The 16,471-nt window shown below is 43.7% G+C and carries 11 protein-coding genes; 3 read left to right on the top strand and 8 right to left on the bottom strand.

The genetic code is table 11. The annotated features are described in order from the left end of the window. Positions 1-13 precede the first annotated feature (13 nt). Both K5R16_RS12975 and K5R16_RS12970 read left to right on the top strand, forming a co-directional pair. Positions 14-1,105, top strand: a complete 1,092-nt coding sequence (locus K5R16_RS12975; RefSeq protein ID WP_220737988.1) for a two-component system response regulator — start codon at positions 14-16, stop codon at positions 1,103-1,105. 117 nt (positions 1,106-1,222) lie between these two features. Beyond that, positions 1,223-1,840 carry a MarC family protein gene (locus K5R16_RS12970; RefSeq protein WP_220737987.1) on the top strand — a complete coding sequence of 206 codons (618 nt, stop codon included), beginning with the start codon at positions 1,223-1,225 and terminating at the stop codon, positions 1,838-1,840. A 389-nt stretch (positions 1,841-2,229) separates the two neighbouring features. Here K5R16_RS12970 and K5R16_RS12965 read toward each other — a convergent pair whose 3' ends face one another. Next, complete coding sequence (locus K5R16_RS12965; RefSeq protein ID WP_220737986.1) at positions 2,230-3,006, bottom strand: class II glutamine amidotransferase; 777 nt, start codon at positions 3,004-3,006, stop codon at positions 2,230-2,232. Between the two features lie 509 nt (positions 3,007-3,515). Here K5R16_RS12965 and fadE point away from each other — a divergent pair. Next, complete coding sequence (fadE, locus tag K5R16_RS12960) at positions 3,516-5,963, top strand: acyl-CoA dehydrogenase FadE (protein ID WP_220737985.1); 2,448 nt, start codon at positions 3,516-3,518, stop codon at positions 5,961-5,963. A gap of 93 nt (positions 5,964-6,056) precedes the next feature. Here the strand turns inward: fadE and K5R16_RS12955 are convergent, their stop codons facing one another. The 7 genes from K5R16_RS12955 to K5R16_RS12925 form a co-directional block, all read right to left on the bottom strand. Next, positions 6,057-7,874, bottom strand: a complete 1,818-nt coding sequence (locus K5R16_RS12955; RefSeq protein ID WP_220737984.1) for a sodium:proton antiporter — start codon at positions 7,872-7,874, stop codon at positions 6,057-6,059. A gap of 405 nt (positions 7,875-8,279) precedes the next feature. Then, positions 8,280-9,776 carry a glutathione synthase gene (locus K5R16_RS12950; RefSeq protein ID WP_220737983.1) on the bottom strand — a complete coding sequence of 499 codons (1,497 nt, stop codon included), beginning with the start codon at positions 9,774-9,776 and terminating at the stop codon, positions 8,280-8,282. 27 nt (positions 9,777-9,803) lie between these two features. Beyond that, entirely contained in the window at positions 9,804-11,681 is a 1,878-nt protein-coding gene (locus tag K5R16_RS12945) for an ABC transporter ATP-binding protein (RefSeq protein ID WP_220737982.1), read from the bottom strand. Further along, complete coding sequence (locus K5R16_RS12940) at positions 11,674-13,443, bottom strand: ABC transporter ATP-binding protein (RefSeq protein WP_220737981.1); 1,770 nt, start codon at positions 13,441-13,443, stop codon at positions 11,674-11,676. Before K5R16_RS12940 ends, K5R16_RS12945 begins: the two co-directional genes overlap by 8 nt. Before the next feature lie 342 nt (positions 13,444-13,785). Further along, positions 13,786-14,340: an RNA polymerase sigma factor SigZ gene (sigZ, locus tag K5R16_RS12935; RefSeq protein ID WP_220737980.1), complete on the bottom strand. Its 555-nt coding sequence runs from the start codon at positions 14,338-14,340 to the stop codon at positions 13,786-13,788. Positions 14,341-14,438: 98 nt separating this feature from the next. After that, positions 14,439-14,846: a rhodanese-like domain-containing protein gene (locus tag K5R16_RS12930; RefSeq protein ID WP_220737979.1), complete on the bottom strand. Its 408-nt coding sequence runs from the start codon at positions 14,844-14,846 to the stop codon at positions 14,439-14,441. 211 nt (positions 14,847-15,057) lie between these two features. Next, the gene (locus K5R16_RS12925) at positions 15,058-16,380 is read right to left on the bottom strand and encodes a CoA-disulfide reductase (protein ID WP_220737978.1); all 1,323 of its coding nucleotides are present in this window, start codon (positions 16,378-16,380) and stop codon (positions 15,058-15,060) included. Positions 16,381-16,471 lie beyond the last annotated feature (91 nt).

Below are 16,471 nucleotides of genomic sequence, written 5' to 3'. Positions count from 1 at the left end.
AAGGAATATAACAATGGTCGATGTAAAGAAGGCAACAATTCTTGCAGTAGATGATACCGCTACCAACATTGAAGTCGTCAAAGGAATATTGTCTCAGGATTATCTTATTCAAGCTGCTCTAAGTGGCAAAATGGCATTGAAGATCATTGAAAAACGGCAGCCAGATCTTATTTTGCTCGATGTAATGATGCCTGAAATGGACGGCTATCAGGTATGCCAGCAGTTAAAGTCGCAGGACTCAACCAAAGATATCCCGATCATCTTTCTAACAGCAAAAGTACAAGAGGACGATGAAACCAAAGGATTAGCACTTGGCGCGGTTGACTATATTACTAAGCCTATCAGCCCTGCGATCCTTAAAGAGCGTGTCAAGAATCACCTACTGCTAAAAGCATCTCGAGATCTCATGGAAAGACAAAATGAGATTCTTGAAGAGCGGGTTATTGAGCGAACCAATCAGCTCGCTGAGCTACAGGATGTGGCAATGGTTGCAATGGGGGCATTGGCAGAATCAAGAGATCCAGAAACAGGTAACCACATTCGTCGCACCCAGCATTACGTTAGAGTATTAGCACAAGCCTTATCAAAAATGCCGCTATATAAACAGCAACTAACACCTGAAGTCATAACTGCCATGTACAAGTCTGCACCGTTACATGATATCGGTAAAGTCGGTATTGCGGACAATATATTGCTAAAGCCAGGCAAACTCACAGAGGAAGAATTTGAGATAATGAAGAAGCACGCCGCATATGGACGTGATGCCATTGTCGCTGCTGAAAAGTCGATTGAAGTGGCTGACAACTTTTTAACCTTCGCCAAAGAGATCGCTTATTCCCACCATGAGAAGTGGGACGGTACGGGTTACCCTGAAGGGCTAGTTGCTGAAGATATTCCATTGTCGGCAAGGTTAATGGCCATTGCAGATGTGTACGACGCGCTAATTAGCAGCCGTGTTTATAAACCCGCATTTAGCCATGAAAAAGCAGTCGCTATTATTGCTGAGGGGCGTGCCAACCATTTTGACCCCAGCATGGTTGATTGTTTCTTAACAATAACCGATGAGTTTAATGCCATTGCGCTGCAGTTCCTCGACCAAGATTAACGGAGCAACCTAATCGTGCTCAATAAAAACAGTAAACCACTGATAGCAAAATCTAAAATAATAACGTATTCTGCCAAAAATGACTGTTAGTATCTATTTTTACAGGAAAAAACACTAATGAACCAGTTTATTGAACACTTACTAACCGTATTTATGGCATTTTTTGCAATCATGAATCCTATTGCTAACACAACCGTTTTTGCAGGTCTAACTGCCGGAATGAGTAATACAGAGCAGAGAAAGATTGCCTTTAAATCACTGATGATTACCTTCGTCATCATCGTGTTATTTGCATTTTTGGGTAAAACCATTTTCCACCTGTTTGGCATATCGCTGCCAGCGTTGCGCATAGCGGGTGGTATTTTGGTGTTCCTTGTCGGTTACCATATGCTCCACGGACAAAGCTCTAAGCTGCATACTGCAGCGGCAAGTACAGATAACAATATCGCTATTTCACCGCTGGCCGTGCCTTTACTTGCAGGGCCAGGCACCATCGCCACCGCAATGAACTACTCGGCAGCTGGTGGTTGGCAAGAAATAACCTTAACAGTGGCCTCCTTTGCAGTGCTCTGCCTGATTACTTTTATCTGCTTTGTGTTTTCATCAAAGATTATATCCGCCATTGGCGAAAGCGGTTTAAGTATTGTGACACGCTTAATGGGGCTTATTTTGGCGGTTATCGGTGTGCAAATGGTAATAGATGGCGCCAGTGCAGTGATTGCGAATATTCATTAAGTTATGTTTTGATCACGATTTAAAATCGTAAAACTGCAACAATAAAAAGGCAGCTATTAACTAGGGGCTGTTGATCTTTCACGGTTGTTTTTGCCGCAGTTTATTGGCTATTTTGACAAGGCGGAGGCTATGCCGTTTAGTTATTCTCCACAAATAGTCTACAACACAGTAAAAATAGCCAAGAAACGCTGCCCTTTGGGTTCGTTTCAATTCTTTTATTACTGCGTTACGAGCTTTTCGCTTAGCCAGCTAAGCATCATCGCTCAAGCCTTGTACTAAAACAATTGAATTCGAACAAAAACTAAGCTCGAAAGATCAACAGCCCCTAATAACTGCCTTTTATATACCGATTACTTATGCCAATGATTGATGACGGTTCACATTCAAATTCAGCCTATCAGTAACTCGCCTTTTTTAAACAGCTTCCACTCTCCAGCAGTAAGTACATTCCACTGCTCATCTTTTGTCAGTGGACGAGTAGCAATAACGGTCACCACATCGTTAGGGGTTGTTTCTTTATCAAAATCAATCACCACATCGGTATCAATCAGTTTAGCTTTGCCAAAAGGCGCGCATCGAGTGATATAACACAAGTTATTACTGCAATAACTCATTAAGTGTTCACCGTCACTTAAGATCATATTAAACACGCCAAGGGCTCTGATCTCGTCCGCTAAGGTTGCAATAAAGCGATACACTTGCTGCATATCATCAGGTGCTTTATCACCAAACTGCTCAACCACTTTATCCATAATCCAGCAAAATGCCATTTCACTGTCGGTATCGCCTACAGCGTTAAAACGTGTAGAGATAAACTTATCTTGATAATCGCTTAACTGACCATTATGAGCATAAGTCCAATACTGTCCCCAAAGCTCACGAGTAAAGGGGTGAGTATTTTCCAAAGACACACCACCGCGGTTAGCTTGTCTTATATGGCTCACCACCACTTCACTTTTAATCGGATAAGATTTGATTAACTTTGCAACATGGGATTCGCTGCTTGGGCGTGCATCTTTAAATGTTCGATTGCCTTTACCTTCATAAAAGGTAATTCCCCAACCATCAATATGTGGTCCGGTTACCCCGCCTCTTTCAGCAAGGCCTGTAAAACTAAACACAATATCAGTCGGTACATTGGCACTCATGGCCAGTAACTCACACATTAATCTTAATCCCGTTCAATAATACCAATCAGTATAAAGATTTGATCGCTCAGCAAGAGTTTAGCGACTTTGAGGTAAGGCAATGAATGAAGAACATAGTTATTCTACATTCAAGTTCATTAACACAGCATCAAAGCCTCTAAAACTCGCCTGTTAGGAGTGTTTTTGGCTTCCTACTTCTGCGTTGAATAAACTCATAAGGGAATAACCATTGTGTCATTTACCCGCCTTGAATTAGTTCGCCAAAAACACTCTGAGTAGATCAACGTCTTATACTGATTGGTATAAGCTACAACTCTATTAACCCATTCTAACCAGTTGCTGCGCATAGTGGAATGCTCCCTTAACACAAATAATTTAAACATTTGTTTGAAAAAGGCTTGTATTAAAACTGACTTGGGTTTAGATTTTATGAGACACAGGTCTGACCACACGCTATAATTGTGAAGTAGACCCGCAAATAAGTGACTCGCTGAAAGTGATAAGTCACAACTAAAAGGAGAATTACAGTGACTACCCTACTTTGGATCTTGGCGATGATTTTTACCATAGGCGCTTTTGCCTATTTAAGAGTCTCCCTACTCACTGCGACCTTAGGTGCTGCCATCGTGATGGCTATCGGCACAGGTACTGCAGTTATCAGCCCGCTATTATGGGTTGCGTTTCTTGTTATCGCCCTACCGCTTAACCTCAGCTCTTTCAGACAAAATGTCATTACCCGTCCGCTACTAAAAATGTACCGCGGGATTATGCCAGAAATGTCGACCACAGAAAAAGAAGCGATTGAAGCAGGTACCACCTGGTGGGAAGCCGACTTATTTGCAGGGAAACCTGATTGGAGCAAACTTCACAACTACCCAAAAGCCACGCTAAGTGCTGAAGAGCAAGCCTTTTTAGACGGCCCAGTTGAAGAGGTCTGTAAGATGCTTAATCAGCATCAAGTATCCCATGAGATAGCCGATCTACCTGAAGAGATCTGGCAGTATTTAAAAGATCATGGTTTCTTTGCCATGATTATCAAAAAGAAATATGGCGGTTTAGAGTATTCAGCTTACGCTCAATCGCGAGTCTTACAAAAGCTTGCAGGTTTAAGCAGTGAACTTGCCTCTACCGTAGGTGTACCTAATTCGCTCGGTCCCGGCGAATTACTGCAGCATTACGGTACTACTGCTCAGCAAGATCACTACCTACCGCGTCTTGCAAAAGGCTTAGAAGTTCCCTGTTTTGCACTGACTAGCCCAGAAGCTGGTAGTGATGCAGGCGCAATCCCAGATTTCGGCATCGTTTGTAAAGGCCAGTGGGAAGGTGAAGAAGTGCTAGGTATGAAACTGACTTGGAACAAACGCTATATTACTCTTGCGCCAGTCGCGACCGTACTCGGTCTTGCCTTTAAACTTCGCGATCCAGATCAGTTACTGGGTAAGCAAGAAGAGCTAGGCATCACCTGTGCACTGATCCCTACTGATATTGAAGGGGTTGAAACAGGCCGCAGACATTTCCCACTAAACTGCATGTTCCAAAATGGTCCAACCCGCGGTAATGAAGTCTTCGTACCACTTAGCTTTATCATTGGTGGCCCAGAGATGGCAGGCCAAGGTTGGAGAATGTTGGTTGAATGTCTATCTGTTGGCCGTGGTATTACCCTGCCTTCTAACTCTGCGGGTGGAATAAAAACTGCAGCATTAGCCACAGGTGCATACGCTCGCATTCGTCGTCAATTCAAACTGCCTATCGGCAAACTTGAAGGGATTGAAGAACCTATGGCGCGCATCGGTGGTAATGCTTACCTGATGGATGCAGTGACAACGTTAACAACCACCGGTATCGACTTAGGCGAGAAACCTTCTGTTATCTCAGCGATTGTTAAATACCACCTTACCGACAGAATGCAAGGTTGTGTTATTGATGCAATGGACATTCACGGTGGTAAAGGTGTCTGTTTAGGCCCTGGAAACTACCTCGGTCGTGGCTACCAAGCAGCGCCTATTGCCATTACGGTTGAAGGTGCAAACATTCTTACCCGTTCTATGATTATTTATGGTCAAGGCGCAATTCGCTGTCATCCGTATGTACTGGCAGAAATGGAATCAGCGTTTGATACTGACGCAAGCAAAGGTCTGCGTGATTTTGACGCCGCTATCTTTGGCCATATCGGGTTTACCACCAGTAATTTAGTCCGCAGCTTCTGGTTAGGTCTTACCTCAAGCCGCTTCTCTAACGCGCCTTATTCAGATAAAACGAAGCGTTACTACCAGCAAATGAACCGCTTCAGCGCAAACTTGGCATTACTATCAGATCTTGCAATGGCGACACTCGGTGGCAACCTTAAACGTAAAGAGCGCATCTCAGCTCGTTTAGGTGACTTGCTCAGTCAGTTGTACCTTGCCTCTGCCACATTGAAGCGCTATGAAGATGAAGGTCGTCAATCTGAAGATCTACCTTTAGTACAGTGGGCCGTTGAAGATTCACTGCACAAGCTACAAACATCACTCGATGATCTACTAGACAACTTCCCTATGGGGCTTGGTCTACCACTGCGTGCCATTATCTTCCCATTTGGTCGTCCATTAAAACGTCCTACAGACGTACTAGACCATAAGGTTGCTAAGATAATGCAAACTCCTTGTGCCAGCCGAGAGCGTATGGGTAAAGGCCAGTTCTGGACACCAAGCGAGCACAACCCAGTGGGTATTCAAGAGCAAACCTTTAAGGATATCTTGGCGTCAGAGCCTATCTACGACAAAGTCTGTAAAGCTGCAGGTAAGCGTCTACCGTTTATGTGGTTAGATAAGATAGCTGCTGAAGGTAAAGCTTTAGGTGTTTTGAGCGAAGATGAAGTGGCGCTATTAGAGCGTGCTGAAATCGGTCGTATGAAGTCTATCAATGTTGATGACTTTGACCCTGAAGAGTTAAAAGCCCGCGTGCTTGAGTTTGCTAAGCAGGAACAAGCTGCATAGCAAAAACCTGTAAAACTAAGCTCACACCAAAAAGCCAGTCGTTAATCTCGACTGGCTTTTTTAATGGTTCTGATTAGTACTATAACAATGGCATTAAGCCTCTTTGGCACTCAATTCAATAACGGTGGTATCAGCTGGTATTAAACTTATCAACTCTACACCATGACTCAATGCTGTATCTGCCGCACTAATGACTTTAACTTTACCCTCTTGCAAATAAATTAAAGGAATAGCGGTTTGACCGTACTGCTGCATGAACATTGAATAATCAAAGTTCTCAGTGAGGTTAGTACTTTTTATTGTGGCGCCTTTAGCCATCAAACTGGCTAACTTTGAGTATGACACCGCATCACCAAATAGGCATAAACGCTTTAGGTATGACTCCGATAACTGATGCCTAGCACTGCCATTACTGCTATCACCATTATTAAGCCCATAAACCTTCTCGCCACCAAATACGTCTTGAAAGTAAAAACTCACTAATGGATTAAACTGCCTATAAGGCGACATGATTAACACTCGCCCTATCCCGCTCATATCCATATGATTCTCAGCATGCTCCGAGGCTGGGTTACCAAAATAGACAGGAATATTATCCATTCTTGCCAAACGGATATTGTCCCAGTTATTGTCAGCAAGCAGCACTGTCACCCCTTTTGAGACTAAGGTTTTTGCCAGCGCTCGTGAAAACTGCGATGCACCAAAAATGAGTAAGCCTTGAGAAGAGCCTGCGGTCACTCCTAACATTTTAGCCCAACGCCCGGCCGTTAAGCTCTGGATCACCACAGTGCCAATAATAATTAAAAACACCAAAGGCACTATAAGCTCAGCGCCCGCAACACCCGCGTTTTCAAGTTTAATCGCGAACAACGAAGAGATAGCTGCCGCAACAATACCGCGGGGAGCAACCCAACTTAAAAACCATTTATCGCCACTCGACAGAGAGGTACCTATACCGCAACACCAAATGCTCAGCGGCCTTGCTACCAGCATCACCACAGCTAACAGCGCCAAGCCCTGCCAACCTAGACTTAATAGCGCGTCTGCATTAAGCCTAGCCGCTAGCAGGATAAACAGCGCTGAGATTAAAAGTACTGTTAGCGTTTCTTTAAATTCAAGAATATCGCTGATCTCAACCCCTTTCATATTCGCCAGCCAAATTCCCATCACCGTCACAGACAACAGGCCAGCTTCTTCCTGCAACATGTTAGAACCGACAAACACCGCGAGCATTAAGGTCAGTACCGCAGTATTGCGTAAATAATGGGGTAACAGGTTTTTTCGTAAAATAAGCCCGACCAGATAGCCGCTTAATGCACCGAAACCTAAACCAACAATGAGCATGGTCGCTAATGCATGCAGTACGTGAGTTGTTGGATCGGCAGCGACAACTATGTATTCAAACACCAACACCGCAAGGATGGCACCGATGGGATCAATAACAATACCTTCCCAGCGCAAAATACTCGCAAGCTCTGTTTTAGGCCGAACACTGCGCAGCATAGGTACGATAACCGTTGGCCCAGTCACCACCACTAACGCGCCAAACAGGATAGCCATCAGCCAATCAAACCCCAGCAGATAATGCGTCGCCACACTGATGCACGCCCATGTGATAGCCGTGCCTAAAGTGACTAAACGCGTTACCATGCCGCCGTGTTCACTGATCTCTTTGAAGTTTAACGTCAGCGCGCCTTCAAACAGAATCACCGCCACACCTAACGAGATAATCGGAAACAGCAGATCGCCAAAAATAGCATCTGGGTCTAAAAAATCCAGAGCAGGGCCAAGCAGCAATCCACAGAGTAATAAAGGTAAAATGGCGGGAAGCCTGAGTCGCCAGCCAAGCCATTGACAAAACAGCGATAGAACCCCCAACAAAGCAAGCATTGCGGTGATCTGCTCCAGCATACAATTTCCTTATTCAATAATTGGCATCACGACATTGTTAACATAGAAGTAAATGCGCTGAATGTAAAAATTATCGCAATAAGTTAGCTGTAGCATTCGATGAGAGATCATCAATGTGCTCATTCGCTGAGCGCTAGCACACTAATGGACAAAACAAGTTAGATAAGAATGCTCCGCTCGACAAGCATCGAGCATATATCCCTGTGAAAGCTTGATGGTTAAAGAGCCGAGTCGGCAGCAACCTTATCAGTGTAGTAGCCAATAACTGTCGATATTCCCGCCCCAGTATTATCAAATGACGCAACCTTAGGTTACGCCAAGTCAATTTTATACACATTGGGAATAAATGAATGCAAGATCTCGCAGAGTATACCTTCAGGATTAAAATCATATCGTCATAAACAATTATCCATCAATAAGCACCAGTGAATCCAATATGCCTTGACCACTATGAATACCTCCCTCGTTTTCACTGGCGGGTTTACTGCGTATCAAGTAGCCAGCATAACCGTCAAAATTAGTGACTGGCTCCCCTTGATAATGAGCAGTAAACAAGCCGACTTCGCTGACAAGATCGTCCACCAGCGTCTGCTTGCCATCCCGCACAGCAATAGTCGGCGTATCTCGCTCATGAGGATACAAACGCTGCATCAGTGCCCATGCGTCGTACTCTTCAGGTTTCAGTTTTGCAAGAGTGTCACTGATATTGTCGCCAAAGACACAATGGCCACCACCTTCCCCTTGATTCTTGAGTACCCACTCTTGCTTATCAGCATCGGAATTAAACCATTTTATTGTTTCTAACGAAATAGGCTTCATTTCTGCCAAAACACTCTTGATTAATTGAGCTTCTTCTAGGGTGATCCCCCAACGGGCATACTCTTGTGTGGGCATCATAGTCAATAGCATCTGCATGGATTTGCTGGTTGCTAGCTGCTGGCTGATAGTTGCATTCATTGCGACAAAATGTTTCTCAATAAATAAACGCGTTTGGCTTAATGTTTGACAACAAATTTCTTCGTTTAATTCTGGCGCCCAGTAATCTGAATATTGATACCCAGCACGTAAGTAAACCGTATCAATTTCTCCAAATTCTTCAAGGATTAAGCGCTGATTATCACCGCTTGAAAGCAGTGTACTCAACTGCTCAAAAGTACGTCTTACCGTCCGAACCCCTAGCTGCTGCAATGCCACTTCTAATAGGTGTTGATCGTAAACATTGTCTTCACCTTTTTGCACTACCATTAAAAAAGTCGGCTTTTGCTCACCTGTTTGTTCTCCTAGGTCGACAAAGTGCGCCCTCACTTTTCTAGCCGCTGTCGCAATGCCAAGGGCCAGTTGTTCCATGCCCTGATTGTCAGCAGATATTGCCGTAGCATCTTCTAGCCAATGCTGGTAAACATTGTGCCATTGGTTTTGTACATAGCGATGCAGTTCAGTAGCGCGCTGACCAAACGGCCCCATGCCAGCAGCAATACCATTAAACTCAATAACTTTGGCTCCGTACTGTCGATCATCCATAAAATCAGTTCGCATCAACAGTAATGGCTGACGAGCAGGTTGATGACGCTGAGTCGCATCACCGTGTGCCAGTTGATGTAACTCCATCAAGCGGCCAAAAAACGGATCCGCTTTTGCCATGTCACTCAGCGATTCTTGCAAGAAGTCATGGTCTTCAGACACGTTACTGACCAACTTCGCTATTAGTGGTGTCACTGATTGTAGATGTTGGTATACCGAACGCTCCATCGTCATCGGCGCGATGCTAAATGGCACATGTCTGGCAGTATTATCGGCCTGACGAAATGCCACCCCATGCATGATTTCCCACTCAAGGATATCGTCAATAACGTGTTGAGAGACAAATTGTTTGCTGTCGTTAATAATCGTGTTTTTATTCATAATGTATGGCTCTTACTCATTTATGAGTTACGTAACGCTCACAGCGGTCAAGCCTAATGAGCTGTTTTTATGTTCATTTTCTTCTTGCGCTTGCTGCGCAAGGTATAAATCTCGGTAATCGCCATCTTGTGCTATTAGCGCTTGATGCGTACCACTTTGTACCAGCTTGCCACTATTCAGAACCAAGATTTTATCGGCGCTTTGAATTGTCGATAAACGGTGAGCTACAGTAATAACGCTTCTGTCACCTTGTATATTTTCTAATGCCTGTTTAACTGTCTCTTCCGATTCGCTGTCGATATTGGCTGTAGCTTCATCCAGCAGGTATATTTTCGGATCGTGGGATATCGCCCTCGCCAATGCGAGTAACTGTCGCTCACCGACAGACAGCGTACCGCCGCTGTTACTTGGGGAATGTTCAAAGCCTTCGGGTAAGCGATGGATGAAGTGGTCAGCCTTTACCATCACAGCCGCTTGTATGGCTTTATCGCGGTTACCTGTCAACGCTTCTTCATCAGTGCCTGAGCTATCAGGAGATAAATTGATGTTATCGACAATTGAGCCACTAAAGATGGTTGGGTCCTGCGACACCAAGCCAAACAACTTACGCAACTGTGCTTCAGGAAGTTCATCAATTGGTTGCCCACCAATAAGGATGTCACCGTGCTGCTGTTGATAAAAGCGCATCAACAAGTTGATGACCGAACTTTTACCGCTGCCTGTGTGTCCAACAATTGCAGTAAACTCGCCACTTTTAGCTGTAAAACTGACATCTTTAAGTACCGGTTTACCCGCTTCATATTCCATGCTGACATTACGGAACTCAATGTCGTACGCCTGGTCGAACTTAACTTCCGGCATAGGTTGATGATGAATGTCAGCATGATCATCGAGTAGTTCAAAAACACGTTTTGAGGATACCGTTGCCACTTGCAACTTGTGCAACTCCATTGATAGCTGTCGAAACGGGTCAAAGAAACGCTCAATGTAGTTCAAGAAGGCATATAAAGTACCGATCTCGACCACTGTCGACACTGAAGCACCGGCAAACCAAGCGACAATGCCTGCTGCTGTTAAAGTGGCGATCAAACGGGTCAAAGGCAGCAGCATAAGGCTATCTATCTTGACTGACTGGGTACGGAAGCTAAACCAGCTCTGGTTGTCTTTCTCAAACTTCGCTTGGAACGACTTTTCCTGACGGAATGCCTGAATTAATGCCATACCTTGGAGTGATTCGTTGAGTTGCCCGTTTATGTGACTAACCTGAATACGAATACCGTCAAACACGCCCGTTGAGATCTTTCGATATAGATTCATCGTGATCAACAAAACAGGGATAAGTACGAGAGTGAGCAACATCAAACGCCAATCTAGTAAAGCTATGGCAATGAATATCGCTGTTATGCGCAAAGCCCCTTGTATCACCGTAGGTAGCGTCGAGACATACATATTACGAAGTGATTCGGTGTCGTTGGTAATATATGAAACCAGTTTGCCGGTTGACAGTTTGTCGAATGCGGCGATCGGGAATTGCAATACATGTGTGAACAATTGTTCTCGTACATCTTTTACTACCAGCAGCGCGCTGTGTTTAAAAGCTATCGCTTGTAAATAGCCGAACACAGCGGCCAGCACATAAAATAACATCACAAGGCTAGTCAACGTAAGCAACTGTTGCCACTCGAATTGCTGAGGAACAATCACCTCATCCAATATAATTTTTGCCATCCAAGGGATCGCCATTTCGGCACTGACAGCTAACGCCAACATTAAAAAAGCAAAGCCAAAGCGGGCCTTGTGCGGTAATGAAAAACTCAATAAACGACGATAAAGTGAATAGCCTTTCAGAGACTGCTCTGACTTATCTTTACCCTGGGAAGTTTCACTTGTTTGACGGTTACTCATCGCCTGCCACCTTAATGCCATTCTTTTTAACAACAGTGCCTTTAATAACAGCAACATTGATGGACTGCCCCAGTTGACTTTGACGCTGATACACTTGCGAATACCAGCCTTGGATGTTTACCAATTCATGATGTGAACCACGCTCAGCGACTTGTCCATCATTGAGTACCAAAATGTGATCCGCTTCGATAAGGTTGGTTAATCGCTGTGTCACCAGCAGTATCGTTTTATGAGGGTAATGTATCTTAAGGTTTTGCCGTACTAGCACCTCGGTTTTCATATCCAACGCACTAAAAGGGTCATCGAGTAATAAGATATCAGCACCAGATAATAGCGCTCTCGCAAGTGTTAATCGCTGCTTTTGACCACCCGACAAATTTGTCCCGCCCTCGCGTAATAGAGTATTAAAACCTTCAGGCATAGCAACAATCTCTGCTCGAATGCCAGCCATTTCAGCGACATGTTCAATTTCAGATTGTTGCGCACAGGGTTTTGCTAGCGCAATATTCTCTGCGATAGAGCCTGAAAATAGATGTGGCTTTTGTGGAACCCATGCCATTTTGCTGCGTAAGGAATCAAACGTCAGGCTATCGGTTGGTATACCCGACAGAAGTATGCTCGACGGCTTATCAAGCTTAAACTGGCGTAAGGCCAAATGTAATAATGTACTTTTTCCGCTGCCCGTTGGCCCGGTAATGCCAACTAACCCGCCTGATGGCAAATCAAATGTCACCCTATCAAGGGCTTTACGATTGGCCTGTTTATAGGTGAATGACTGGATATCAAAAGACATACATGCATTGCCGTCATTGGGTAATGTTTTATCCCCTTCGACCACCTCTGTATTTTCAGAAAATAGTCGCTCCAAACGACGCCAAGAGGTGTCGCCTCGTTGGAAGACATTAAACTGCCACCCAAACTGCATAAAAGGCCCAAGCAATTGCCCTAGGTAAAGTGTGAATGTGGTGAATATACCCACTGTGATACTGCCTTGCTCAATCAGCCATGCTCCATAAACCAGCGAAATAACAAACGATAAGCCATAAACCAATTGGATCGTAGGCGCAAAAGCCGCATCTACTTTAGCCACAGAAATGTTTGCCTCTACCGTGTCATCTAGGACTTTTACAAAGCGCTTTTGTTGACGTTGGCCAATGCCGTGTGAGCGAACCGCACGGATCCCTGATACCGTTTCACGCGTCTCTTCAGTTAAGTCAGAAAATGCCGACTGCGCCTTCCCGAAGGCCTTATGCAGCTTGATACCATAACGGCGAGTCATGAGTACTAAAAGAGGAAAAGGCATTAATGCGACTGCTGTTAGCTCACCACTGACAATAAAGATCATTCCCAAGATGATTGTAATGCCAGCGATAAAAGAATCTACCAAGGTCATGATCCCCACGCCCATAGTTTCTTCAACTGCATTCAAGTCATTCGTTGCATGGGCCATCAGTTCTCCCGTGCTGCGGCTCGCATAAAATACAGGGGAAAGTAACAGAAACTTTTGAAATAATTCGCTACGAATAACACGGGTTATCGCAATTGAGGCGCCATACAGTTTGCTTTGCCATACAAAACGTAGACAGTACATAACAACGCCTGAAACAATAATCCCAACCACATATAAAACCATCATTTGCGTGTCGAGTGTCTTTTCACTTATGCCGTCAACAACTCGACCTATCAGCCATGAAGGCACCAAATTAATCAACGCAACGACCTGTAATGCCACAAAAGCAATCAGATAGTGACGACTAAACATTTTAAGGTAGCCTTTTAATTTATAGAGAATATTCATCGTGCTGCTATTAACCTTTAGACTTGAATGCTTACTAAAAATACCTGCCGAGATGAGATAACTGATGCAGTCATTCCAAAGGGAGCCGTTTCATTTTTCATTTGTTTTAAACGATTAAAATGTTATTGATTCACTTAAGACGTAAGAAAATAAAAAAAGACGCAACTTTTATTATTTATTCAATAAATCGAAAACTGATAGGGAACGAATAGAGAAAATTAGCAGCATAGGTTGAAAATCGATCCTGAAGCAGATCGATTTATCGTGATAAAAACTTAAAGTGCCAAGGAAGCTCTCGAAAAAGAGTTAATCCACACCACTTTTTTTGGCGAACCCTGTACATTTATGTTTCGGGTGAAAGTCAATAATGCCTTCACGCCCAGTTTCGATGTTACAACAGTCGGTGAGAATATCTTTCAGCTTGACTCGACCACGCTGAATTCGACTTTTAGCCCCAGATAGTGACAAACCTAATTGGTCTGCCACTGCCTGTTGAGATAACCCATCGAGCTCTGAAAGGATCATGGCTTGGCGATATTTTTCGGGTAAACAGTCAAACATCGGGCGTAAGCATTGACCCATTTTTTGCAAATTGACAACCTCTGCAGGTAGCTCCTCGACGAATTGGTTATCAACCAGCTCTTCATGATTTTGATGTGTCCGGTAAAAATCCATAATTGTGTTATGAGTAATACGATAAAGCCAATTTTTAAGTTTATCTTTGGCCTCTAGCTGTTTAATTTTCTGACTTGCTTTGATGTATACCTCTTGCAAAATGTCGTCAGCTAAGTCTCGATCACCCGTTTTTTTCACAATGTAACTTCTTAGTTGGTCTTTGTGTGTTAACCACTCCGTTAGCATAAAATTTCCTAAATTTACGATGTAGGCCCATCATTTCGACAATAATGGAAATATTAACAAATTTAAAGTGGCAAAGACACATTCAACTGATTAAAAATCTATTGACCCTCGTGATTAATTTGTATATCTCCTGCACTTGCTTTCCAAGCGGCAAAACCACCCTCGAGATTCTTCACCGACCTTAACCCCATATCCGCAGCTTGTTTAGCTGCATAGAGTGAACGTAGTCCATGAGCACAATAGAAGATAAATATTTTATTTTGTGCAAACACCTTATTATGCGCAGGGCATTCTGGATCAATTAGGAACTCCAACATTCCTCTGGGGCACGTAAAAGCGTCGGGGATCATGCCTAGCTTAGTTATTTCTTCCGCTTCACGAACATCAATAAAGACATATCGCTCATCAATGTGAAATGTTTTAGCTTGTTCAATAGAGATCTCTTCGACAGTTTTACGAGCTTGTTCTGTCAACGTCTTAATGCCTTTAGTGATATTTTGTACCATGGTTTACTCTCATTGTAATTGATTGACTGTAATAAGACGGCTGTAAGAATAAATAGACGCAAACAATAAATATTGGTGACTTAACTTTATCCGCACTCTTTGCCTGTAAAAATGGACCGTAATAGACCCTCTCCTTATGAAACAATATCTGAATAGATTGACTGTTTAAAAAGCACAGGCTTGTTTTAAAGCAGTCATCTTCTATCAACGATTACTTAGCCACATTACCAGCGACGTTCAGCGCATCCCATGTGCGTGAAAATGGTGGTGCGTATGCAAAATCTACATAACCAAGTTGCTCAGTTGTTAACTTAGCGCTAATCGCCACGGCTAAGGCATTAATGCGGTTCACAGCACCTTTCTTACCAATGATTTCACCGCCCAGTAACTCATGACTCTCTGGCTGATAGATCAGCTTTAATGCTATATCCTCTTGTCCTGGATAGTAATCGGTTTGATTTTTATCAACGATGGTAGAAACACTGACATCCATGTTGTACATATTGGCCATGCGCTCTGAAATACCCGTTCTCGCCAATTCGTAATCAAGCACTTTTAAAGAAGAGGAACCCAGAAAACCCAACATATGCGTCTCTTTTCCAGCTAGCTTGTCTGCCATCATACGTGCTTGCTTATTTGCCGTTGTCGCTAAAGGAATATAGACAGAATGTTCGAGGGTTAAGTGATGAACGACAGCACAGTCGCCCACGGCATAGATATGAGGATCTTCAGTCATGCCAAATTCATCTGCCAATAATGCACCGTTAGCCGCTTTGGGGAGGTCGAACAATTCAGTATTAGGTATGAATCCAAGGGCAAGAATCACTATATCTGCGTCCACTTGGCCACGATCCGTATCAATAATGTAGCCATCCTGTTCTGAATCGCGGATAGCCAACACACTGGTATTCGTTTTTAAATCAGCCCCTGAATCACGAATGGCCTCTTCAACAACCTTGATCATGTCAGGGCTAAACTGCTGGCTCATAATGTGCTCTTCACGCTCGATAATGGTGACATGTTTGCCAAGTCCATGAGCAGCATCAAACACTTCTAGCCCAATAAACCCACCGCCGATGACAGCAATGCGTTGTTTGTTGTTGTCACCTAGCGCCTTTTTTACGGCTAATCCATCTGCTTGACTAGTCAATGTATAAACAAACTCAGAACGATATTCGCCAAAATCTGGTATCACAGGACGAGCTCCCGTAGCAATGATCAACATATCGTAATCCAACACCTGCTCACTGTTTTGCTTTCGAACAAGGATCTGCTTTTTAACTCGATTTACCGACAACATCTCTGTATTTACATGAACATCTAAACCAGACGCTATAGCCTGTTCAGGCGTGCGAGATATCATTCGCTCTGTATCATCAAACATACCAGCCACAAAGTATGGCAACCCACATGCACCAAAAGAGATATGATCTCGCTTTTCTATAACCACAACATCATCGGAAGGTTTATTTCTTTTGTATTTTGCGGCAAAGCTCATACCCGCAGCATTTCCACCAATAACAACTACTTTCATTTTCTACTTCCTAAACTCAGCATAGAAGAGCACACACTAAAGGTGTCCTTCTTATACGGTAATGTTAAACCTAAATAAATTCGCACTATCG

This window comes from Shewanella sp. c952, assembly GCF_019654975.1.
In the GTDB taxonomy this organism is placed as follows: Bacteria; Pseudomonadota; Gammaproteobacteria; order Enterobacterales; family Shewanellaceae; genus Shewanella.
The sequence above is the reverse complement of the archived record's forward strand: the minus strand, read 5'-3'. Positions and strand labels throughout refer to the sequence as shown.